Below are 17,139 nucleotides of genomic sequence, written 5' to 3' on the forward strand. Positions count from 1 at the left end.
AATTGATCGGACAGTGGCGAAGAAGGCACCAAATAATTGCAAAGTGAGGCTCTGGGACCTACACTGCAACCAAGCCAGTGGACTGGAAATGCACCAGCCAGTTTGCACCGCAAGGTGCATGTCATTATGAAGAACAGCGCCCTTCCTGGCTTAAGCCCACCTCGGTGGGCTTATTTACGGCCGTACCTTGCCGAGCAGCAGCTGGTAGACAGCTTCTTCTTGGAGACTGAGGGCATCAGTTGAACCTAGCGAGACAACTGAGTTGACGATGCCAGACTTAGTGCGCTGGTTCAGTCGAATGGCGATCTTGGGGATGGTGGCATTGAACTCACCTTGGGGAATAACCAGCAATGAGTTGCTTTTTTTGTCCAAATAGATCGCACGATAGTTACGCAAATGCTCAGGCAGGCTATCAATCCAATCCGATGGCCATGCCTGCTTAGAGCTGCCTTTGTGCAGACCGGCTAGATGGTTCGTCTTGTTGTCCTGAACCATCAGCGCGGTCGATTCAAGCTCAAGGTCAGGAAGCGCTTGGCTGACAGCATCAAGCATTCCGCTATCCATAAATCCGACGATCTGCGAAGCACCTGTTGGCTTTTTAATGGACGTTTTAAACGCCTTGAAATTGTCGTTGAGCACCTTTTGATAGGCCGGTGAAATCGCTTTATCGGTCATAGGTCCGCGCAATTCCATAGGCAGGCGGGCCAATTTATTGCCCAAGGCGACCTCGGGAGACAGCCAGCTCTGGCCCACGTTGTGATCCCAGCCAGGATCAATGCCCAGCGGCACTTGGTCGGTCACTTCACCATCGCGGGTGACTACATTTCGTGTCTTGACCTGATATGGCTTGGAGACCTGCAACTGGTTGTCATCCAAGTCGGCCTGACTATAGGCGCGGACGGTGCAGCGGCATCCCCAGCCGTTTGGCGGGTAGTGTGTCTGCCAAAAAGCCTCATCAATCGGGAAGATCAGACCGTTCCACATGCGGTGCTGAGGGCGCACGCGGGCGTCACCAGCTGTGCGGTATTGCAGGAATGGACGCTTGGCCTTGCCCGCCTGCAGCTGCTGCCAGCGGCCTGCCATGTGCGCGGTGCGCATGTTGGTGTCGAAGATGACGCTGGTGCGCCAGCCGCGCTTGCCACTGTATGACCAGCCATGCTTTTGTACGGCCGCGTCGAAGTCTTTACGAAACTGGGTGATGGTGGTGCCGTTTTTAAGTGCATCCACCAGAGACTGCTGGATATCGGCGACCAGATCGGTGCTGGCTGCGCCTGCCACAGCGAACACCTTGCCATGCACTGGCCTGGCCAGATCGTCCCACTTGAGGGTGCTTTCGGGCAGCTTACCCTTCAAGTAGTCGATGGCTTGGCCGAACTGGACGCCGAATGGCTGCACATCAGGCATCTAAAGCCTCCGGCCCTTGCTGAATAGTGCTCTCAGTAACGACGGCTAGGCCCAACATGCCTGCGAGCCAGCGCTCAATGCGCGCTCCGCGTGAACCCTTCCAACCAGGCAGCAGTGCGACACCGTCGCAAGTCACCAATTGGCGGATGGCCATCCTCATGTAACCCAACCAGGTGCCGCAATTGGGCACCGGGTTTTCAGCTGGGTTTTCTACGTCAAAGCCAAGGGCACGCAGGCGTTCTGCTGCCGCATTGAACGCGGGGTAGTTGAAGTGTGGCAAGCCTGTCATAGGCCCAGCGATGTAAACGCGCTTCATATTTTTGGCCCGCTTAAGTTGTCAAAGCCCGCAACATCTGGTCAGGCAGGCGGGTGTTGTAGTAGCGGATGGAGCGGATATGGCCGTTTAGTACCTCGCTTCCGCCTCCTGCGGCGGAACCTAGTCGTAGTTGGGTGGGTGCCGGAAGTGTCAAAGCCGATCCCGCTTGTACCGTGCTGCCATTAGTGACCCAGCTAGTTCCTGCTGAGGCATACGATAGGCCCATCTTTACCACAGCACCAGCCACCACACTTGTCGATAGAGGCGTAGTTTGCACAACTCCACCCGAAGTTATGATTGCCTGCGCCAAAGTGCTAGTCGAAAACCGCACTTGCATACGCTGGTTAAATGAATTGTCGTTTACGTCAGTCAGCGTTGCAGGGTTGGACGTAGTTGTCGTATCGCCTTCCACAACAAAACTCCCCGCAGCACTGTTGTACCAACTACTAAAGTTAGTCCCAGTCATCACAACGTTATCCGCAGCCCGTGTTACAGCCGCAGTTGTTGTAGGGATGATTGAGCTTGCAGAAGCACCTACTTCTAGTTGGGCGCAGTCTGTGATGTAGGTGGCGTTGTTGACGCGAGCTATGGAGTTGTCTGCTGGCGCGGCAAACGATGCCGCAATTGGTATCGTGTAGGTTCCGTTTGGTGTCGTTGTGACAGTACACCGATACCATCCACCGCCCAGCGGCGTGATCGTGCTGCTGTTGTTTGTTCCCGCGCCCCTTGCGACAACAGAACCTTTTGCGCCCGAATTCAGGTTGAACCACCCACGCGCACCATCAGTAGCGTCACCAGTGTGGCAAGCCATCCAATCCGTGTTTCCACGTTTAAGAACCCACGAGCTAGTGATAGTTGAGCCAGCAGTAACAGCGGCACCGTTCTGTAGGGCGATAGAACTCCCCGCCACACCCTCAGTCATCAAGCAAGCCGTATTCGCAACCCCGTCAATACCCACCTGATTGCGCGTAGGTGTTACGTCAGTCTTGCTCCAAGCTGCCTGCGTCATGTCGCGTGAGTGCAGGAGCAGGTTCGTCCGAGCTTCTTCGATTAGCAGCCCACGGGGTTGTAGTGTCACCGGGTCGTAGTCGAATCTTGGTGTATTGGGTGGAGGCGTTTGAAGTAAGCCATTGGAGCCAAACACTGTCGCGTCCGCGCCGCCAGCGCGCGTGAAAGTGATGCGGGGGTCGAGAGTTCCGCTCAGGAAGTCGAGCTGCAGGGATGGGGCTAGCAGGCCTTGTGAGGCCATCGCCACCGGGGATAGTGCGTAGCCGATGTGCATGTTAGTACAGGGCGACGATGTTGGTTGCTGTGGTTCCGGCCGCGATCACCTTTGTGGCACGCAGGGGCAGTTGGGTGCCAGATGCAATGGCGCTGAAAACGACGGTGGTTCCGTCGATCATCAACACCGACAGGGAGCCGCCTGTGCACACCACTAGCGCACGTGAAGGTTGGGTGAAGTTGGCGTCTGGCAACACGGCAAAGCCGCCTTGTGCTGGTGCTGTGGGGCCGTTGAAGTAGTCTGGCATTGCGGGCTCCTGGTTGGGTTAACTGGCTTGCGTGGCAGCACCGCGCAGCATGGAATAGGTAATGGCACGGTCCAGTACTTCACGCAGGGCGTCGTCGTCCATGTCTCCCACCAGCTTGGTGAAGTCGGCCTGGAACTCGGCCAGCGTTTTGCCCTCGGACTCGTACTGGGCCAGCATCTGGGCAACCGGCGCGATCATGTGGTCTTCGATAGCCTGGTCGGCCGCTTCGGCAGCAAGCTGCATGGCTTCATCCTCAGTCATGCCAGCCGCTTTGGCGAAAGTGAAACCGGCCACAGCGGAGAAGTCCACGGCTGGAAGTGATTCACCTGTGCCAGATGCCTTTGGTGCCACTGGGCCTTTGGACATAGGCAACAAGGCGTCGGCATCGTCTTCTGCCTCGGGAATGTCCAGCTCTTCCAGCATGGCCTTGCGAGATGGGCGAGCACCCATGTTGGCTGCGATCTGGTAGGTGGATGCGCGGTCTTTGCCAGCGGCTTCCTGTTTGAAGAACGCCAGTGTGGGTGGGGCTACACCATCTCCGAAGTTAAACAGCGTGATCCATTTGAAAATCTGCGCCATGCTTGCCGCTGCGATATCGCGGTCGGAGTCGTGTACCTCGCTTTGCCGAGCCTTCGCTGTATCAGCTGCTGCACGCGCACCTACATCAAGCTGCTCGCCCACCATCGCCTGGCTGGTCAGCGCCTTGGACATCTCACGGTTGCAAAGGCTGATGAGGTTCTGCTGGGGCAAGTTGCCAGAGCCGCTGCTGTTGGGTACGAGCAGCTCGACTCCATTGCCTTCTTGCATCACGACATAGCCAGCCTCCATCATTCCGGCCAAGGCTGCGGCCAAGTCGTCTTGCTCGCTTTCGCTGGTGCCAGAGGGATAGCGCCCGATAGGCCATGGGAGGCCGTGGCGCTCGCAGTACTTCACAAAGTAGCGCCAGCCGCCGGTCTTGAATGTCCAGGGCCAAAAGCAGCTCGACAGCAATGGCATACCGTAGGGGTTGTCATGGGTGGGCATATGCCTTGAAATCACGAACTGATAAGGTTCTACCGGTGCGCCCTGCCAAGCCGCGTTTGAGACCAGCAAGGGTGCGCCTTTCACGTCAAACCGGAAGCGACGGCCAGGGCGGTCAATCACGCTGGTGGGTAGGTACTTGCCGTCCACGAGTTCCCACACCAGCTCGTGCGCACGGTAGCCCGTGAAGATGCAGGCGCACATTTGCCACATCACCTCCAGCCAATCGGAAATATCGTTCGGGCTGTTCGTCTCCATCCAAGAGGCGCACAGCGCCATGGCTGCGGCTGACTTGCTATCGCCGTCCCGCCCTATCTCCAGGCGGTACTCGTGCGAACGGAATGAGCCACGGATGGAGCGGATCTCACCGATCACGTGCGCGTCCATCATGATGGAGTGGTAGGCCTGATCCGCCCGGCCCATCTCGCGCAAGATGGGGTCGGGGTTGGGCAGTGCTTGCAGATTGCCGAAGAAGCGCTGTGGGTCTGTCTCAGGCGTGGCGACGGGCTTGCCGAGCCAGCTCGTGAGGTTGCGGATCATGCCTTTGATGGGGGTCATCGTGTTTTACCTGTGCGGATTTTGGGAATGCCACCGGCCCGTGACTGCGCAAGCATCCAGAGCATGTGAAGGGCGTCCGGGCCATCGTCGTGGTCGGCCTCGGGCCAGTGTCGGACTTGGGTGTTGAGCACGGTGTGTGCCTGGTTAAATAGGATCAGGCCGTTGTTGACGTGCGGGCTAAGCGACTCAATGCGCAGGTCTTTGTCGCTGTGAGGTGTGAGCGCGACGGCTGGCACCGGCACACCGGCTGCTGCAGAGCGTTTGATCAGCTCTTGGCGAAAGAACTCCTGGAACTGGATGGATTCCACGCCCCACACCAGGCAGCGATAGACCTTCTGAAACTCAATGATCTGGCTAATTTGACGGTCGGGAATCATGCGGGCGACTACCGCCTCCACCACGCTCAGCTTGCCGCTCGCACGGTCAAAGCCGCCAACCAGGCAGGCGCTGGGGTCGCGGCTCTTGTTGTTCTTGCCCAGGCTGGGGTCATGTGCGCCGTAGAACACCCATTCACGCACCGGCTGCACCCAGTACTGCATGTTCTGGAAGAAGCCGTTCTCGTCGTTGGTGGGATCGTTCTGATACTCACAGTCGAAGGCGTGGTGGTCGCTGGCGCGAATCTTCATCAAACGCAGCAGCGGACGCACTGTGGGCCAGCTCACCTCGGCACCTAGGTCCATCGCGGCTTTGTTTGCGGCGTAGTAGGCGTCGGCAACTTCTTCGCCTTCATTGATGAACATCTCTTCCCAGGCCTGCCACAGGTCCATGCGGTCAGGCCAGCGAGCGATGGCTTTGAACTTGACACGTTTCCACAGCGGGTTGCGGTGGAAGCGGTTGGCGACCGAGTCGTAATGCAGGATCGTGTTGAGGTACAGGATGTGCATGGAGCCGTCTGGTGGTCCCAGGGGCATCACAACCTTCTTCACCCATGCCTCGGTCTTGTCGCGCTGCTCTTTGGAGCGGACGTTATCGTCGTTCTCAATATCGTCCAGCGTGACAAAGCCAGGACGGTGCGGGCCATGGCGCAGGCCGCGCATCTTTTTGCCGGAGCCGAAGGCCTGCACCTTGCGGCCGTTGGCTGTCACGATCACACCGGCATTCCACACACGGCCCCGGCCGCAGGCGTTGGGGAAGTCCATCGCCAAGCGTGGGTTGCTCTCCAACTCCGCCTTGATGGCTTCCAGCATGGTGGCCGCCTGGTCAAAGCTGTCCATGACGATGGGAAGAAACCACTGGCGCTCAGTAACCATTAGCCAGAGGTTTATCAACTGGGTGCCAAGGGTAGACTTTGCCTCGCCACGCGGTGCGGATACCTCAATGAGCTGGCCCACCTTCATGTCGAGCATGGGGGGCACGTTGTCGTAGAACCAACGGTGAAAGGCGGAGGGATCGCCCTTGATGTAGTGCGGGAAGTAGGTCTTGCCGAAAAACTCAAAGTCGTTCTGTGCGCGGCTGGCTCGCTTGTCGCGGGCTGCGTGGTCCGTAGAGAAACCATCGCACTCGGCCTCAATCAGACGGCGCTGCTCGTCCGCGAACGCGCGCAGCTCGTCTAGGAACTCTTTGTCTTTGAGGCGCTTTTGCTTTGCCATCAGGCACCGCTCCCACTGAACTCGCGCACCAGGTCATCTCCAGCGGCCTCAGTCACTTCCAAGAACTGCTCACGCATCTTGGGAAAGCGCCCCGCGATGAAGATGTTCAGGAACTTGAGCACATCCATTGCCACGGCCAGGCGGTTAGCGTTGGGCATGGCGCGGCTGGCGGCACCGATGGCTTTGTTGTAGCCGTCCATTAAGCGGACCATGATGTCTGCACGCTGGGCGGCGGCCATCTTGGGGTCTTTCTTGACGGCTTCCAGCGTGGCGAGGAACTGCTCGGCCAGCTCGCCCAGCACTTCGTTGGCCATCTCTTCAACGCCGCTTTTGGTCATGCGGCGGGCATTGCGCTGGATATCCCAGTCGTTGCCTTCTTCCGCGTCCTGGCGCTTCCAGTTGCGGGCGGTGTTGTACGGAACCTTGCACGCCTCGGCCGCCGTGGCCAGCGGCAAGCCCTGCACATACCTGGCGCGCAGTTTGTTGCGGGTGGAGCGGTCGTAGGCCATTGATCAGTGGCCCAGGTACTTCATGGCTGCGATACCAGCCGCAACGATAGCGCCCGACAGAGCGCCGGTACCGGCCGCACGCATTGCGGTTCCGCGTTCGTTTTGCTCCAGCGTAGCAAGGCGCTTTTCAATGCCATCAAAGCGTACACCAACCGACTTTGAAAGGTCTTCAATGCGGGTTTGCGTTGCGGTATGGTTTTGGCGGATGAGATCGGTCAGTGCCGATAGCTGGCCTTTGACTTGGCCCAGTTCCACCAGCACCGTGGTGTTGTTGTTTGGATCGCTCATTTTTTGTAAGTCCTCTCGAAAACTTGTTGGCAGGTAATGCACCGGATGGCGTTGGGACTCGCTTTGCGGCGGGCTGCAGGAATCGTTTCCCCACATTCGTCGCATTCAGGCTGGCCCACACGGTTCAAGGTAAGGCGCACAGCTGCCAAGGCATCTGAGCGGCGATCCAGTTCCAGCTGGCTGGCTTGTTCGTGAAACTTTTCGTCCATGGCTACCAGTCGATCAGGGCGTTGAGCCGGGCGCGGCAGATGTCGTACTGAGTGCGGGCGTTGGCTGCCCAGTCAGCGACATCGGTATCGGAGGCAGCGGCCCCATCCGCTGTAGCAGCGCCTGAGGCGGGCGCGGGCAGATGGGCGGCTCCATCCGTGGAGCCGGAGTTGTTGAGCAGCCTGACAACGCTGCCAGACAGGCAAGCACGGCCATTGGTTTGAGTGCGGATTGCATCGTGCAGCTCCCTCTGATTCTTGGTTAACGTGGACTCGGTGACTTGGAGCTGCAGCGTCAAGGCGTCGCCATGTCGCTTTGCCAGCTTCAGGGTTTCGATGTCGTTTGCTCGGGCGGCGGAGACCTTGCGCTCCTGGTCTAGCTCGATAGCGGAGAGGTTGGCGTCATGGCGGGCAGTGAGGCCCCATGTTGTGACGCCAACTCCGGTGCCTAGTCCAATACAGAACACCGCAATGGCGAACCAGGAAGACGGCATCAGTGATTTGGTGATGGCGCTCAGAATCATGAGCAGGCTCCATTGCCCCATGAGGCGTAGAGGGGCTTGTAGCGGCGCAGTATCAGCTCGGGGTAATGCTGGTTTTCCTTCTGGGCAGCAGCAGTGATGCCGGGGTTGATGGTGCAGGTGGCACCCAGGCACTGGCCCGGCGTGGTGCTGAGCTTCTGGCGCTTGTAGACCCAACCAAGGCCACCGTTGTAAGCACTCAGCGCAAAGGCCATGTCCTGGCATTCGTCATCTGCTTTGATGCGGTCTGCCAGCCACTTGTCATAGGTGACCAGGGCGCGCAGCGCCCAGGTGGGATTAGTAGGGGCGCGGTCTGCCAGGCTGGTGTACAAGCCGCCGATCCAGTTGGTCGTGGCGGGCATGAATTGCGCCAGGCCTTCTGCACCCACAGGTGAGCGAGCGTCCAGACGCCAGCGGCTCTCTTGGTGCACCTGGGCGGCAAATGTGGCAACCGGTGCCTGCAGACCCCAGGCGAGCTGGGCTTCGCGCTTCAGTGTGAGCTGGTAGCGCTGGGCTTCGCGAGGGATGGGCTGTGCATGGGCGGTGTTGCCATAAGTGCAGGATGCAACGATGAGTGCGACGAACGCGGCATGCAGCCACAAAATGGCTTGAGCTGCGCGCTGCAGAGGGCGGTGCGTAGCCGACTGGAAGCGCTCCATGCGCCGCGCGTTGCGACGACGGAAGTACCCCTGCGTCCATCGGCTCAGGTTGCTGACTCGCATCTCAGGCTCCCAAGCCCACGCAGATTAGGCAGGCTGCCACTACGATGGCACGGCGCAGCATCGTTTGCCCAAAGGACGCGGACGCGACTAGCTCTACCGTGGCAACACCTTGCGCAACCTCTTTTGGCGATATGTCGCACTCAAGGTATTGGTGCGGCCGGTCGTAGGGGAAGAGAGCCCGGTCTAACCAGTAGCCACCCCAGCCGCCCAAGGCCATGAGGTGGGCCTTGTACAGGGTCACGGCCAGCAGTGTGCCGGGATATGCCCCATGAAAAAACAGGGCGACGATGATGAGCACTACGGTGAGTAGTGCCCAACTGAGCATGCGGGGAAATTGACTATTCACGGCTGACTCCTAGAGGTTGATAGGCTTATGACAAGTAAGCCCACAGTCTCTAGAGTCAGCGGGGTTTGGTCATGGTGAAGTGTTTCACCGTGAGAGTGTTTTTGTCGGGTGATTCAATGCGCGCAATGAATTACTCAACTGAGGAATACCCCATGCCAAAACAACCCGATATCGAGTGGCTTCAAAAAGTACGACAGTGTTTGGAAGAGGCGTTACGCAATGGCGAAACGCTTGATGAGTTCCGAGCGCGCTTCGATGCCCTTGGCCTGAATAAAACGCCAGCGACTCGTTTGCCCGCAGATTGGTCTGCGTTTACCGCGCCGGAGGGCTGGGCGGTTAAATCCGCAGGAAAGACTCGTTCAGCGAAACCAACATCTTGGCTGCGCCGTCTATTTCAATTCCTTTTCAGCTAGAACTTTCCCCACTGAACAACCTTACCTTCAATCACATGGAGGTAGCCGCCTGGAGCGCGGTAGGTCGTGACAACACCTTGGGCAGTATTGGTTTGACCGGCTTCTTTAAATGAAGTCGAAACACACTCGCGCACACGAGCCATGGTCATGCCGATACTTGGCTTTTTGTAGTCGGCTCCGCACTTGAACTTGCGCAATTCCTCTGCGGCTGCAGCCTTCTTTTCAGCCAACGCATAAGCTTTATCGTCAGCAGCACTTTGCCGCTTGTACTCCGCTTCGCGCTCGGCGTCTTTAGCTTGCTGCTCTGCTCGCTCTGCAGCCCACTTGGCTTGATCACGTGCTAGCTTTTCCCGCTCAGCAGCCCGTTGGGCTTCAAAGTCTGCATGGGCCTTTGCCGCAAACTCCTCCTGCCGCTGCGTTTTGGCTTCAATTTCTTCATGATTCTTGCGAAGTGTTTCGCATTCGGCACGGGTGACCGGCATACCCTTGATGAAGGCGCAGTTGCCCACCTCCTGCATATTTGGTTGATTTTGCGCGATGGCACCGCTTGCGAGCAGTAAAAGTAGCGGAGTCAGCTTGCTGATAATCATTTTGATTTCCCTTCTTTCTTGTTGACCTTGACTGGTGGCGTAGGGGCTTCAGCACTGCATATTTTCTTGGACTGACTGGTCGTTCCATCATTACAGACAAAGTGCTGGCCCATGCAGTGCGATATACCGCCCTTCTTTCCAGAGCATGGTGTGTTGGTGGCAAGAGCTTGGGTCAGGCAAAAGACCAGCATGAAGAAGGATGCAACTGTTTTCATCGGCTCACCACTCGTGGGTTGATGCACGCACTCGGCCAACTATGGAGACCCCTGGTGTCTTTGCCAGGTCTATGTCATAGGTGGGGTAATTGGGGTTGGCGCTGCTTACCCGCAGCAAGCCGTCAGGCAGGAGTTGGCAGTACTTAACTAGCAACTCATCACCTTGCAGCAATACGTAAGCGCGACCGCTTTTGGGTAGTGTGTCGCCGATGTCTACCAGCACTTTGTCGCCGTCATTCATAACAGGACGCATGGACTCCCCCGATACCCTGATGACCTTCAAGTTGTTAGGCTGAAGTCCGCGCTTGTGCAGCCACTGACGACTGAAGCTCAAGCCGCCATTGCATTCTTCATCGCCATTGATTGCGCCAGGGCCCGCACTCGCTGCCACGTCGATTTGAGGCACGACCACATAGCTTGAGTCACCGTTGATCCTTTCACCAGTGACCACGTAGTGCGTATCCATCCCGGAGGCGTGCGCCAACTTTAGATAGTCGGCATCAGGAGCCCGGTCGCCGCCTTCATATGCAAATTGACTGGTTCGACTTACATGGCAGATAGCCGCCCATTCATTTGGCGATTTACCAAGCCTCTGCCGTTCGGCTTTTAGCCGTAGTCCCGTTTCTGCATCCACGTTTTTGTACTCCCGCTGCTGATTTGGTTAACGGTGTATTCACTGTTAACTGGGACGAGGAGTATCCGTCAAACAAAGCGGTACGCATAGCCCTAATTGAGTCTAAAAAACGGGACTTTGTTTTTTCTGCAGCACCAATAGTTCCGAAAGTGAAACTTTTTGCTTGCAAGTTTTAAAAACAGGACTTATGATCGATAACAGTTAAATAAACGGCATTTAACAGTCATGAGGAATGAACGCATGAGCAAAATGAATTCAACTAACGGAACTAAAAAAACTGCAAACGAAGCCAAAGAAGCGCTTCGCGCAGAGGGGGTGACTTTGACCGAGTGGTCCCAAAGGAAGGGGTTCAAGTACCGCACCGTCAGCGAGGTGGTGCGCGGTGTGAACAAAGGTTTGTATGGCGAGGGTCACCGTGTGGCTGTCGCTTTGGGCATCAAGTAAATCAACCAGAGAAGAAGACCAACATGGCAAAGAACCAAACAAAAGAACTGACGGCGACAGAAGTTCGCAACGTTGCGAAATTTGAAGTCTCAGAGGCGGCAGTAGCGCTGGCATCCCGTTTTGGCTTGAACCTGGATGACCCAAGAGAAATTCGTGTGGAACGAGCAGCGCAAAACATGAATCGCTCTATGCACTGCATGGTTGCTGCTGGCCTGGACCTTTCCAGTCTGCAAGCCGAATGTGAGCACGGCGAATTCCTCAACCTCATAGAAGAACGAGGTTTCGGTAAGGATGCTGCCTACCGTGCCATTAGTTACACCAAGTTCCTGCTGGCTCGCACAGAAGACGAAAGAGAGCGGCTGCTCGCAATGCCCAAGTCAAAGGTCCTGATGCTTGCCGCGGCCGATGACGCTGTTATTGAGGACTTGCTGACGGATGAGCACAGCGATCTCGACGACTTGAGCGTGCGCGGATTGCGTCAGCGCATCCGTGAGCTGGAGGCCACCAGCACCGACCTCGCTGTGCAGCGCGACAAGGCCGATGCAGACCTGAAGGCCCTGGAGAAGAAGCAGCGCCGCGCCGAGCGTGACGCCGAAGATCAGGTTGTGCCCTTGGTGGTGGCGGATGCCCGCGCTGAGCTGGCTGCACTGATCAAGAAAGCCGAGCTGGCTATCACGTCGCTCCATCCGGTGGGCGTTGAAATCGTCGGCTTGGTTGCCCACAACGAAGCGGCCGAATGGGTGAAGCCATCCCTTCGACTCGGCCTCTCCGGCCTGCTAGCGTTGCGCGAGTTGGTAGACGGCTCTATCAAGAGCTTTGTCGAAGCGATGGGCGAGGACGTTGATCGGGTCTCAGGGCAGCCAGATGTACTGGCCTTCCTGGATGCATCGGAGATTAAGGGCGTGGCCGAAGACTGGGCGCGCCTGACAGCCGTGCACCAGCACGAAGCCGCCCTGCGTGAGCATGAGCGCGCACAGGCCCGCCCGAAGGGCAAGGGCCGTCCGACCAAGGCACCAGAAGCCCCAGCAACCACTGGGAGCAAGAAATGAGCACAGCAACCGAAACCAAGACTGTCTACGTTGACCGGGGTCGTGAGGTGCTCACATCTAAAGCACTTGCCGAGTACGCAAGGCAAGGCGTGTCGGTCGTCATCGTGAGTCCATGGTGCCCCCAAGACAAAGGGCGCGCTGAGCGGGCAATGCAAGCCGCATCACTCGCAGCCAACGCCCGCAAGGGCAAGGCCTAAGCACACATCGGACACCCCACCCCCTTTAGGTGACCTATGGGCGCACTCCTTAAATTAACAAAAGACATCCGCCAGATGAGTGATCTTCCTGCGGCTCTGAACCCGGACCCTTGGGCCAGCGCCAGTGACGAAGCGCGCCGGGTGGCGGGCCTGCGTGAGTCGCTGCTGCAGCCGCTTGCCGACCTGGTGAATGGCGGCGCAAGCATCAACCATGCAGCAGCACTGTTGAAGTCGCAGCTCGCAGCGGGCACGGCAGACCTGCGGACCAAGCACCTAGTTGCCATGCTGGCCGGTGACGCGGTAGTTGACGTGATTAGCGAGCCCACCATCAAGCGCTGGCTGAGCAGCTACATCACGGACGGCAAGAACGCCTTGCTGCCCAAGCACACCGGCCGCGTCCGACAGGCCTACGGCTGGGAAGAGCGCGCCGTGGCCCTCTACAACTTGCCCGGCAAGCCAGGGTTTGCCGATGTGACATCAAAGCTCATTCAAGAGGGTTTTGAAGAGGTCACTGAAAGCCGGGTGAAACGCTACCTGAAGGCGCTGCCAGCGACCCTGGGCAAGTTCAGCCCTGCACGGATCGGCCAGCACCTGCACAGGCTGACGCGCCAGAAGTTCCAGCGCCGCAGCCTGGACGAAGTGTTGGTGGGTGAAATTTACGCAGGCGACGGCCACACGGCCGACTGCTACGTGGCGCACCCCAACACTGGCAAGCCATACCGCCCCGAGCTGACGGTGTTCATCGACATCAAGAGCAGCTACATCGTGGGCTGGTGGTTGTCGGAAAGCGAAAGCACGGTCTCGACCATGTTTGCGCTGAGCCACGCCATGCGCACTTTCGACCATGTTCCCGCATGGGTGTACGTGGACCGAGGCCCCGGCTACCGTGCCCGCCTGCTGTCCGATGAAAGCACCGGCTTCTATGCACGCATGGACATTGGTGTGATCGGTGCGCTGCCGGGCAACCCGCACGGCAAGGGCTGGATTGAACGGTTCTTCCGCACCGTGCGCGACAAACACGACAAGTTCTTTGCAAACGGCCAGGTGTACTGCGGCGACGACATGGCTCCGGAAACCAACCGCCGACTGAGCGCTGACTTGAGCATGGGCCGCCGCACGTTGCCCAGCCTGCAGAGCTATGTAGAAAGCTTTACCGCTTGGTTGGATCACTACCACAACCAGCCGCAGGACAAGCTACACGGCCGCACGCCCGCGCAGGTGTGGAACGACCTGCAGCCGGTGCCAGTGGAGTTGAGCATGGACGCCCTTGCCCGCCCCCGCGAGACCTGCACGGTGCTGCGCCAGACAGTGCGCCTGCACAACCGCTTTTACTTTGCCGAGGCCTTGGCATTGTTCGACGCGCAGAAGGTGGACGTGGAATACGACCTGCACAACGACCGCTGCGTCTGGATTTACGACACCAAGGGTCGCTTGGTGGTGGAGGCCAAGCTGGTCAACAAGATCGGCGTACTTCCCACCAGCCGACTGGAAGAAGGCCGAGACCGCCGACTGCAGGGCCAGCTCAAGCGCCTGGAACGCAAGGTGGCAGAGGCCAAAGGCCGACGCGACGACCCCATCGAAGCCAGCGGCCAGTTTGCCGCCATCGAATCCCTGCGCCCTGCGCTGCCAGCGCCGGACAAGGCCCCTGAAGTTATTGAAATCGATTTACTCAATTGGAGGAATGACAAGTGAGCACCCCCGCAATCAATCAAACCGCACTGCCAGGCATGCCTGCTGCAGGTGCCTACTCCGAGCAAGACCGGACCAAGGTGAAAGAAGTCCTGAAGTGGCTCAACGACGCGGGCAAAAGCCGCGCGTGGCTGAGTAAGAAATCAAACATCCCTGGTGGCACGCTGAGCCAGATTTTGAGCGGCAAGTACGTGAGCAGCCCCACCCGACAGCTCAACCAGATGCTGGCTGTGTTGGAGGTAGAGGGCGACCGCATGCGTGATGGCACGCCAGGCTACATCAAAGGCAGCGTGCACGACCTGATGTGCCTGGTGATGGACCGCACGCGCAAGCACCAAAACTTTGGTGTGGTGACTGGCTATGTGGGCATAGGCAAGAGCCGCTGCTGCCGGGAATACCGTGAGACGCACCCTATGACCTTGCTAGTTGAGGTGAGCCCGAACATGACGCCCGGCGTGCTGATGACTGAGCTGCTTGGGCAATTGAATAATGCGGTGCCTGCGGGACTGAACCTCAAGTTTCAAGAGCTGGTGCGCGTGCTGAGGGGCACAAACTATGTGGTGATTGCCGATGAGGCTGAGAAAATGAGCAGCGCCGCCTTAGAGCACCTGCGTCGTCTGCGCGACATGGCGCAGGTAGGCGTGGTGTTGGTGGGCACGGAAAAACTGACCAACCTGATCAAGCCGCAGCACGGCCAGTTTGACCAGATTCGCAGCCGGGTGGGCATGTGGCCCAAGACGATTGAACGCATCAGCCGCGACGATGCCGACGACATGGCGCGCATTGCCTTGGCAGATGCCGGTGACCTGTCCAATGAAGTGCTGGAGACCCTTTGGGCCTATGCCGATGGCAGCGCCCGAGTGCTCAATGAAAACCTGATCCCAGCGATCAAGGACTATGGCATGGGCAAGCTGCCCTTGTCTCGCGCCCTGATTGAAGCCATTGCAGCCAAGGTGCTGTTCATGAGCAAACCCCGTTACGAAGGGGACAAGTAATGCTGGCCGCCGTTGAAACCGTGCGGGCCCCGGTATTCGGCCCGCTGCTGCTAGTGCATTGCCGTGTTGTCATCAAGATGCCTGACGGGTCACGTGGTGAGCATGAAGGCCTGTACCCAAACGCCTGCGATGCACTGGAGCGCGCACTGGAGCTGTTCCCCGAAGCGGTTGTGGTGTGTGTGACCGCAGCCCGTGGACGGAGGGCTACAACATGAACCAGGCGACCTGTAACCGGACACCTGCACGCCCGCCACGCCCATGCCTAGAGCTGGGGGTATGCCAAAACCGTAAGCCCTGTTGTGCGGATTGCGATGACTATGAGGTGCAACCCAAGCCGTTTGCTCCAGGCGTGATTGATGGCCCTTACCGCCGTCAAACTTCAGCGCGCACTTTTGTGCAAAAGACTGGTGCAGCCTTAGCCGCTGTCGTGGCCTGGTTGATGGGGCCAAACCCATGAGCGCTAGCTTATTGACTACTACCTGCCAGGTGTGTGGGGCAGAAGAAAGCCTGGACAACCTCATTGCGCGCATGGTGGATGACGACCAGGTGCGTCGCTTGATCGGTTCACTGCTGGTTCAGTCCTTCTCGCTCGGCGGTCTAGTGGTGCGCTACCTGCGCCTCCACAAGCCGCCAAAACAGAAGCTGCGCATGGACAAGCTGGCCAAGCTGCTGGGTGAACTGGTTCCAGACATTCAGCGCACCGCAATTGAGCGCAACGGCCGCACCTGGGCGGTGGGGCCAGACGCATGGAAGGCAGCGCTGCAGGCCGTGTTTGAAGCCCAGGAGAAAGGCACGCTGTCTTTGCCACTGGATGGCAATGGCTACCTGTACGCCACGCTGATGCGTATGGCTGACCGTACTGAAGCCGCACAAGAGCGTGAATCTGAAGCGGGCCGCAAGCATGGCTCCACCAATGCCACGGTGACCGTCAAGGGCCAGCCAATGGCTATTGGCGATGCGCTGGGCAAGGTGTTCCCCACCCAAGACCCGGAACTGGCCAAGCTGGATAGGGACAACAAGCGGGCTGCACCGATGCCCGCCGCGATCCGTGAGCAGATTGCGGCCATCCGCAAGCGTGTACCCATCCCAACCAAAGATTTACCAACCGAAGAAGGAAACTGAAATGGCAACCCGTATCAAAACCAAAGCCGCCGACGCACCCCAAACCATGGCGCAGGTGCAAAGCGATATTCGCAAGATTGGCGACCTCTCGCGTGAGCACGGCCGTGTGAGCGCTGACCTCAACGACAAGGTGGCCAAGCTCACCGACGATGCTGCCCCTACGCTGAAAGACCTGCAGGAGCAGATTGCTGGCCTGCAAAAAGGCGTGCAAATCTACTGCGAAGCCAACCGCGAAGAACTATGCGGCAAAGGCAAGACGGCCAACCTGGTCACCGGCGAGGTGCAGTGGCGTCAGCGCCCTCCAAGCGTGAAGGTCACTGGCGTGGATGCCGTGATCGCCTGGCTCAAGAACATGGGCATGAATGCCTTCATTCGATCCAAGGAAGAGATCAACAAAGAAGCCATGCTCAATGAGCCCGAAAAGGCCAAGGGCGTGCCTGGCGTGTCCATCGTCACCGGTGTGGAGGACTTTGTGATTGTCCCATTTGAAGTGGATACAGAGGTGGCAGCTTGAAAACCTTTGACCAGCTTGCACAAGCCGCCTTTGAAGCGCATGTGAAAGAGATGGCGAACAACGGCGCGTTTGACCAGCTGCATCCGAAACCCAACTGGGCACAGCTTGAGCCGGAATGGAAGGCTGGCTGGGTTGCCGTTGCAAAGCAACTGTGGGCCGAGTTCGCTGCCATCCACTGAATCGAAATTCTCCCTGATCAATCGAGCAGCGCGGGCTGCCATTGATTTTTAACCCTCGGCCTCGGCCGGGGGCTTTTTTCAAACCTCTAT

General features: G+C 58.3%; 25 protein-coding genes. 10 read left to right on the forward strand and 15 right to left on the reverse strand.

Features of this window, described 5'->3' with window-relative positions:
- Positions 1 to 174: 174 nt before the first annotated feature.
- The 12 genes from EXZ61_RS02380 to EXZ61_RS02430 all read right to left on the reverse strand — a co-directional run bounded on the left by EXZ61_RS02380 (position 175) and on the right by EXZ61_RS02430 (position 9,008).
- A complete protein-coding gene (locus EXZ61_RS02380) occupies positions 175 to 1,404 on the reverse strand; it encodes a phage head morphogenesis protein (RefSeq protein ID WP_142808661.1) in 1,230 nt (409 codons plus the stop codon).
- A complete protein-coding gene (locus EXZ61_RS02385) occupies positions 1,397 to 1,720 on the reverse strand; it encodes a DUF4406 domain-containing protein (protein WP_142808663.1) in 324 nt (107 codons plus the stop codon). The genes EXZ61_RS02380 and EXZ61_RS02385 overlap by 8 nt, the downstream gene beginning before the upstream one ends.
- 13 nt (positions 1,721 to 1,733) lie before the next feature.
- On the reverse strand, positions 1,734 to 3,002 hold the full coding sequence (locus EXZ61_RS22550) for a phage head spike fiber domain-containing protein (protein WP_425353603.1): 1,269 nt from the start codon (positions 3,000 to 3,002) through the stop codon (positions 1,734 to 1,736).
- 1 nt (position 3,003) lies between these two features.
- Entirely contained in the window at positions 3,004 to 3,249 is a 246-nt protein-coding gene (locus tag EXZ61_RS02390) for a spike base protein, RCAP_Rcc01079 family (RefSeq protein WP_142808665.1), read from the reverse strand.
- A gap of 18 nt (positions 3,250 to 3,267) precedes the next feature.
- On the reverse strand, positions 3,268 to 4,827 hold the full coding sequence (locus tag EXZ61_RS02395; protein WP_142808667.1) for a phage portal protein family protein: 1,560 nt from the start codon (positions 4,825 to 4,827) through the stop codon (positions 3,268 to 3,270).
- Positions 4,824 to 6,416 carry a phage terminase large subunit gene (gene terL / locus EXZ61_RS02400; protein ID WP_142808669.1) on the reverse strand — a complete coding sequence of 531 codons (1,593 nt, stop codon included), beginning with the start codon at positions 6,414 to 6,416 and terminating at the stop codon, positions 4,824 to 4,826. The genes EXZ61_RS02395 and terL overlap by 4 nt, the downstream gene beginning before the upstream one ends.
- Positions 6,416 to 6,925, reverse strand: coding sequence for a DUF1804 family protein (locus tag EXZ61_RS02405; protein ID WP_142808671.1), 510 nt, complete (start codon positions 6,923 to 6,925; stop codon positions 6,416 to 6,418). The genes terL and EXZ61_RS02405 overlap by 1 nt, the downstream gene beginning before the upstream one ends.
- Before the next feature lie 3 nt (positions 6,926 to 6,928).
- Entirely contained in the window at positions 6,929 to 7,213 is a 285-nt protein-coding gene (locus EXZ61_RS02410) for a hypothetical protein (protein WP_142808673.1), read from the reverse strand.
- Positions 7,210 to 7,422: a TraR/DksA C4-type zinc finger protein gene (locus tag EXZ61_RS02415; RefSeq protein ID WP_142808675.1), complete on the reverse strand. Its 213-nt coding sequence runs from the start codon at positions 7,420 to 7,422 to the stop codon at positions 7,210 to 7,212. Before EXZ61_RS02415 ends, EXZ61_RS02410 begins: the two co-directional genes overlap by 4 nt.
- A gap of 2 nt (positions 7,423 to 7,424) precedes the next feature.
- Positions 7,425 to 7,943, reverse strand: a complete 519-nt coding sequence (locus EXZ61_RS02420) for a hypothetical protein (RefSeq protein ID WP_142808677.1) — start codon at positions 7,941 to 7,943, stop codon at positions 7,425 to 7,427.
- Positions 7,940 to 8,599: a transglycosylase SLT domain-containing protein gene (locus EXZ61_RS02425; protein ID WP_142814069.1), complete on the reverse strand. Its 660-nt coding sequence runs from the start codon at positions 8,597 to 8,599 to the stop codon at positions 7,940 to 7,942. The genes EXZ61_RS02420 and EXZ61_RS02425 overlap by 4 nt, the downstream gene beginning before the upstream one ends.
- A gap of 64 nt (positions 8,600 to 8,663) precedes the next feature.
- Positions 8,664 to 9,008 carry a putative holin gene (locus tag EXZ61_RS02430; RefSeq protein ID WP_237219066.1) on the reverse strand — a complete coding sequence of 115 codons (345 nt, stop codon included), beginning with the start codon at positions 9,006 to 9,008 and terminating at the stop codon, positions 8,664 to 8,666.
- 152 nt (positions 9,009 to 9,160) lie between these two features.
- Here EXZ61_RS02430 and EXZ61_RS02435 point away from each other — a divergent pair, with 152 nt between their 5' ends.
- Complete coding sequence (locus EXZ61_RS02435; protein WP_142808679.1) at positions 9,161 to 9,421, forward strand: hypothetical protein; 261 nt, start codon at positions 9,161 to 9,163, stop codon at positions 9,419 to 9,421.
- On the opposite strand, the gene EXZ61_RS02440 is transcribed toward EXZ61_RS02435, so the two are convergent.
- The 3 genes from EXZ61_RS02440 to EXZ61_RS02450 are packed head-to-tail and all read right to left on the reverse strand — an operon-like array spanning position 9,418 to position 10,692.
- Positions 9,418 to 10,011, reverse strand: a complete 594-nt coding sequence (locus EXZ61_RS02440; RefSeq protein WP_142808681.1) for a hypothetical protein — start codon at positions 10,009 to 10,011, stop codon at positions 9,418 to 9,420. The genes EXZ61_RS02435 and EXZ61_RS02440 overlap by 4 nt on opposite strands.
- Positions 10,008 to 10,226, reverse strand: coding sequence for a YdcA family protein (locus EXZ61_RS02445; protein ID WP_142808683.1), 219 nt, complete (start codon positions 10,224 to 10,226; stop codon positions 10,008 to 10,010). The genes EXZ61_RS02440 and EXZ61_RS02445 overlap by 4 nt, the downstream gene beginning before the upstream one ends.
- Positions 10,227 to 10,230: 4 nt before the next feature.
- A complete protein-coding gene (locus EXZ61_RS02450; protein WP_142808685.1) occupies positions 10,231 to 10,692 on the reverse strand; it encodes a S24 family peptidase in 462 nt (153 codons plus the stop codon).
- A gap of 408 nt (positions 10,693 to 11,100) precedes the next feature.
- Between EXZ61_RS02450 and EXZ61_RS02455 the strand changes: the two genes are divergently transcribed.
- The 9 genes from EXZ61_RS02455 (at position 11,101) to EXZ61_RS02495 (ending at position 17,049) form a co-directional block, all read left to right on the forward strand.
- A complete protein-coding gene (locus tag EXZ61_RS02455; protein ID WP_342590565.1) occupies positions 11,101 to 11,304 on the forward strand; it encodes a helix-turn-helix domain-containing protein in 204 nt (67 codons plus the stop codon).
- A 23-nt stretch (positions 11,305 to 11,327) separates the two neighbouring features.
- Positions 11,328 to 12,353: a hypothetical protein gene (locus tag EXZ61_RS02460; protein ID WP_142808687.1), complete on the forward strand. Its 1,026-nt coding sequence runs from the start codon at positions 11,328 to 11,330 to the stop codon at positions 12,351 to 12,353.
- Positions 12,350 to 12,550 (forward strand): hypothetical protein, encoded by a 201-nt coding sequence (locus EXZ61_RS02465; protein ID WP_087493865.1) that lies wholly within the window; start codon positions 12,350 to 12,352, stop codon positions 12,548 to 12,550. The genes EXZ61_RS02460 and EXZ61_RS02465 overlap by 4 nt, the downstream gene beginning before the upstream one ends.
- 75 nt (positions 12,551 to 12,625) lie before the next feature.
- Positions 12,626 to 14,242 carry a Mu transposase C-terminal domain-containing protein gene (locus EXZ61_RS02470; RefSeq protein ID WP_237219067.1) on the forward strand — a complete coding sequence of 539 codons (1,617 nt, stop codon included), beginning with the start codon at positions 12,626 to 12,628 and terminating at the stop codon, positions 14,240 to 14,242.
- Positions 14,239 to 15,234 carry an AAA family ATPase gene (locus tag EXZ61_RS02475; RefSeq protein WP_142808692.1) on the forward strand — a complete coding sequence of 332 codons (996 nt, stop codon included), beginning with the start codon at positions 14,239 to 14,241 and terminating at the stop codon, positions 15,232 to 15,234. The genes EXZ61_RS02470 and EXZ61_RS02475 overlap by 4 nt, the downstream gene beginning before the upstream one ends.
- Entirely contained in the window at positions 15,234 to 15,449 is a 216-nt protein-coding gene (locus tag EXZ61_RS02480) for a hypothetical protein (RefSeq protein ID WP_142808694.1), read from the forward strand. The genes EXZ61_RS02475 and EXZ61_RS02480 overlap by 1 nt, the downstream gene beginning before the upstream one ends.
- Before the next feature lie 238 nt (positions 15,450 to 15,687).
- Positions 15,688 to 16,356 carry a hypothetical protein gene (locus EXZ61_RS02485; RefSeq protein WP_142808696.1) on the forward strand — a complete coding sequence of 223 codons (669 nt, stop codon included), beginning with the start codon at positions 15,688 to 15,690 and terminating at the stop codon, positions 16,354 to 16,356.
- A 1-nt stretch (position 16,357) separates the two neighbouring features.
- Complete coding sequence (locus tag EXZ61_RS02490) at positions 16,358 to 16,870, forward strand: host-nuclease inhibitor Gam family protein (RefSeq protein WP_142808698.1); 513 nt, start codon at positions 16,358 to 16,360, stop codon at positions 16,868 to 16,870.
- Positions 16,867 to 17,049 (forward strand): hypothetical protein, encoded by a 183-nt coding sequence (locus tag EXZ61_RS02495; protein ID WP_142808700.1) that lies wholly within the window; start codon positions 16,867 to 16,869, stop codon positions 17,047 to 17,049. The genes EXZ61_RS02490 and EXZ61_RS02495 overlap by 4 nt, the downstream gene beginning before the upstream one ends.
- The last annotated feature ends 90 nt before the right edge of the window (positions 17,050 to 17,139 follow it).

Origin of the sequence: Rhodoferax aquaticus (genome assembly GCF_006974105.1) — a bacterium.
Taxonomy (GTDB): domain Bacteria; phylum Pseudomonadota; class Gammaproteobacteria; order Burkholderiales; family Burkholderiaceae_C; genus Allorhodoferax; species Allorhodoferax aquaticus_A.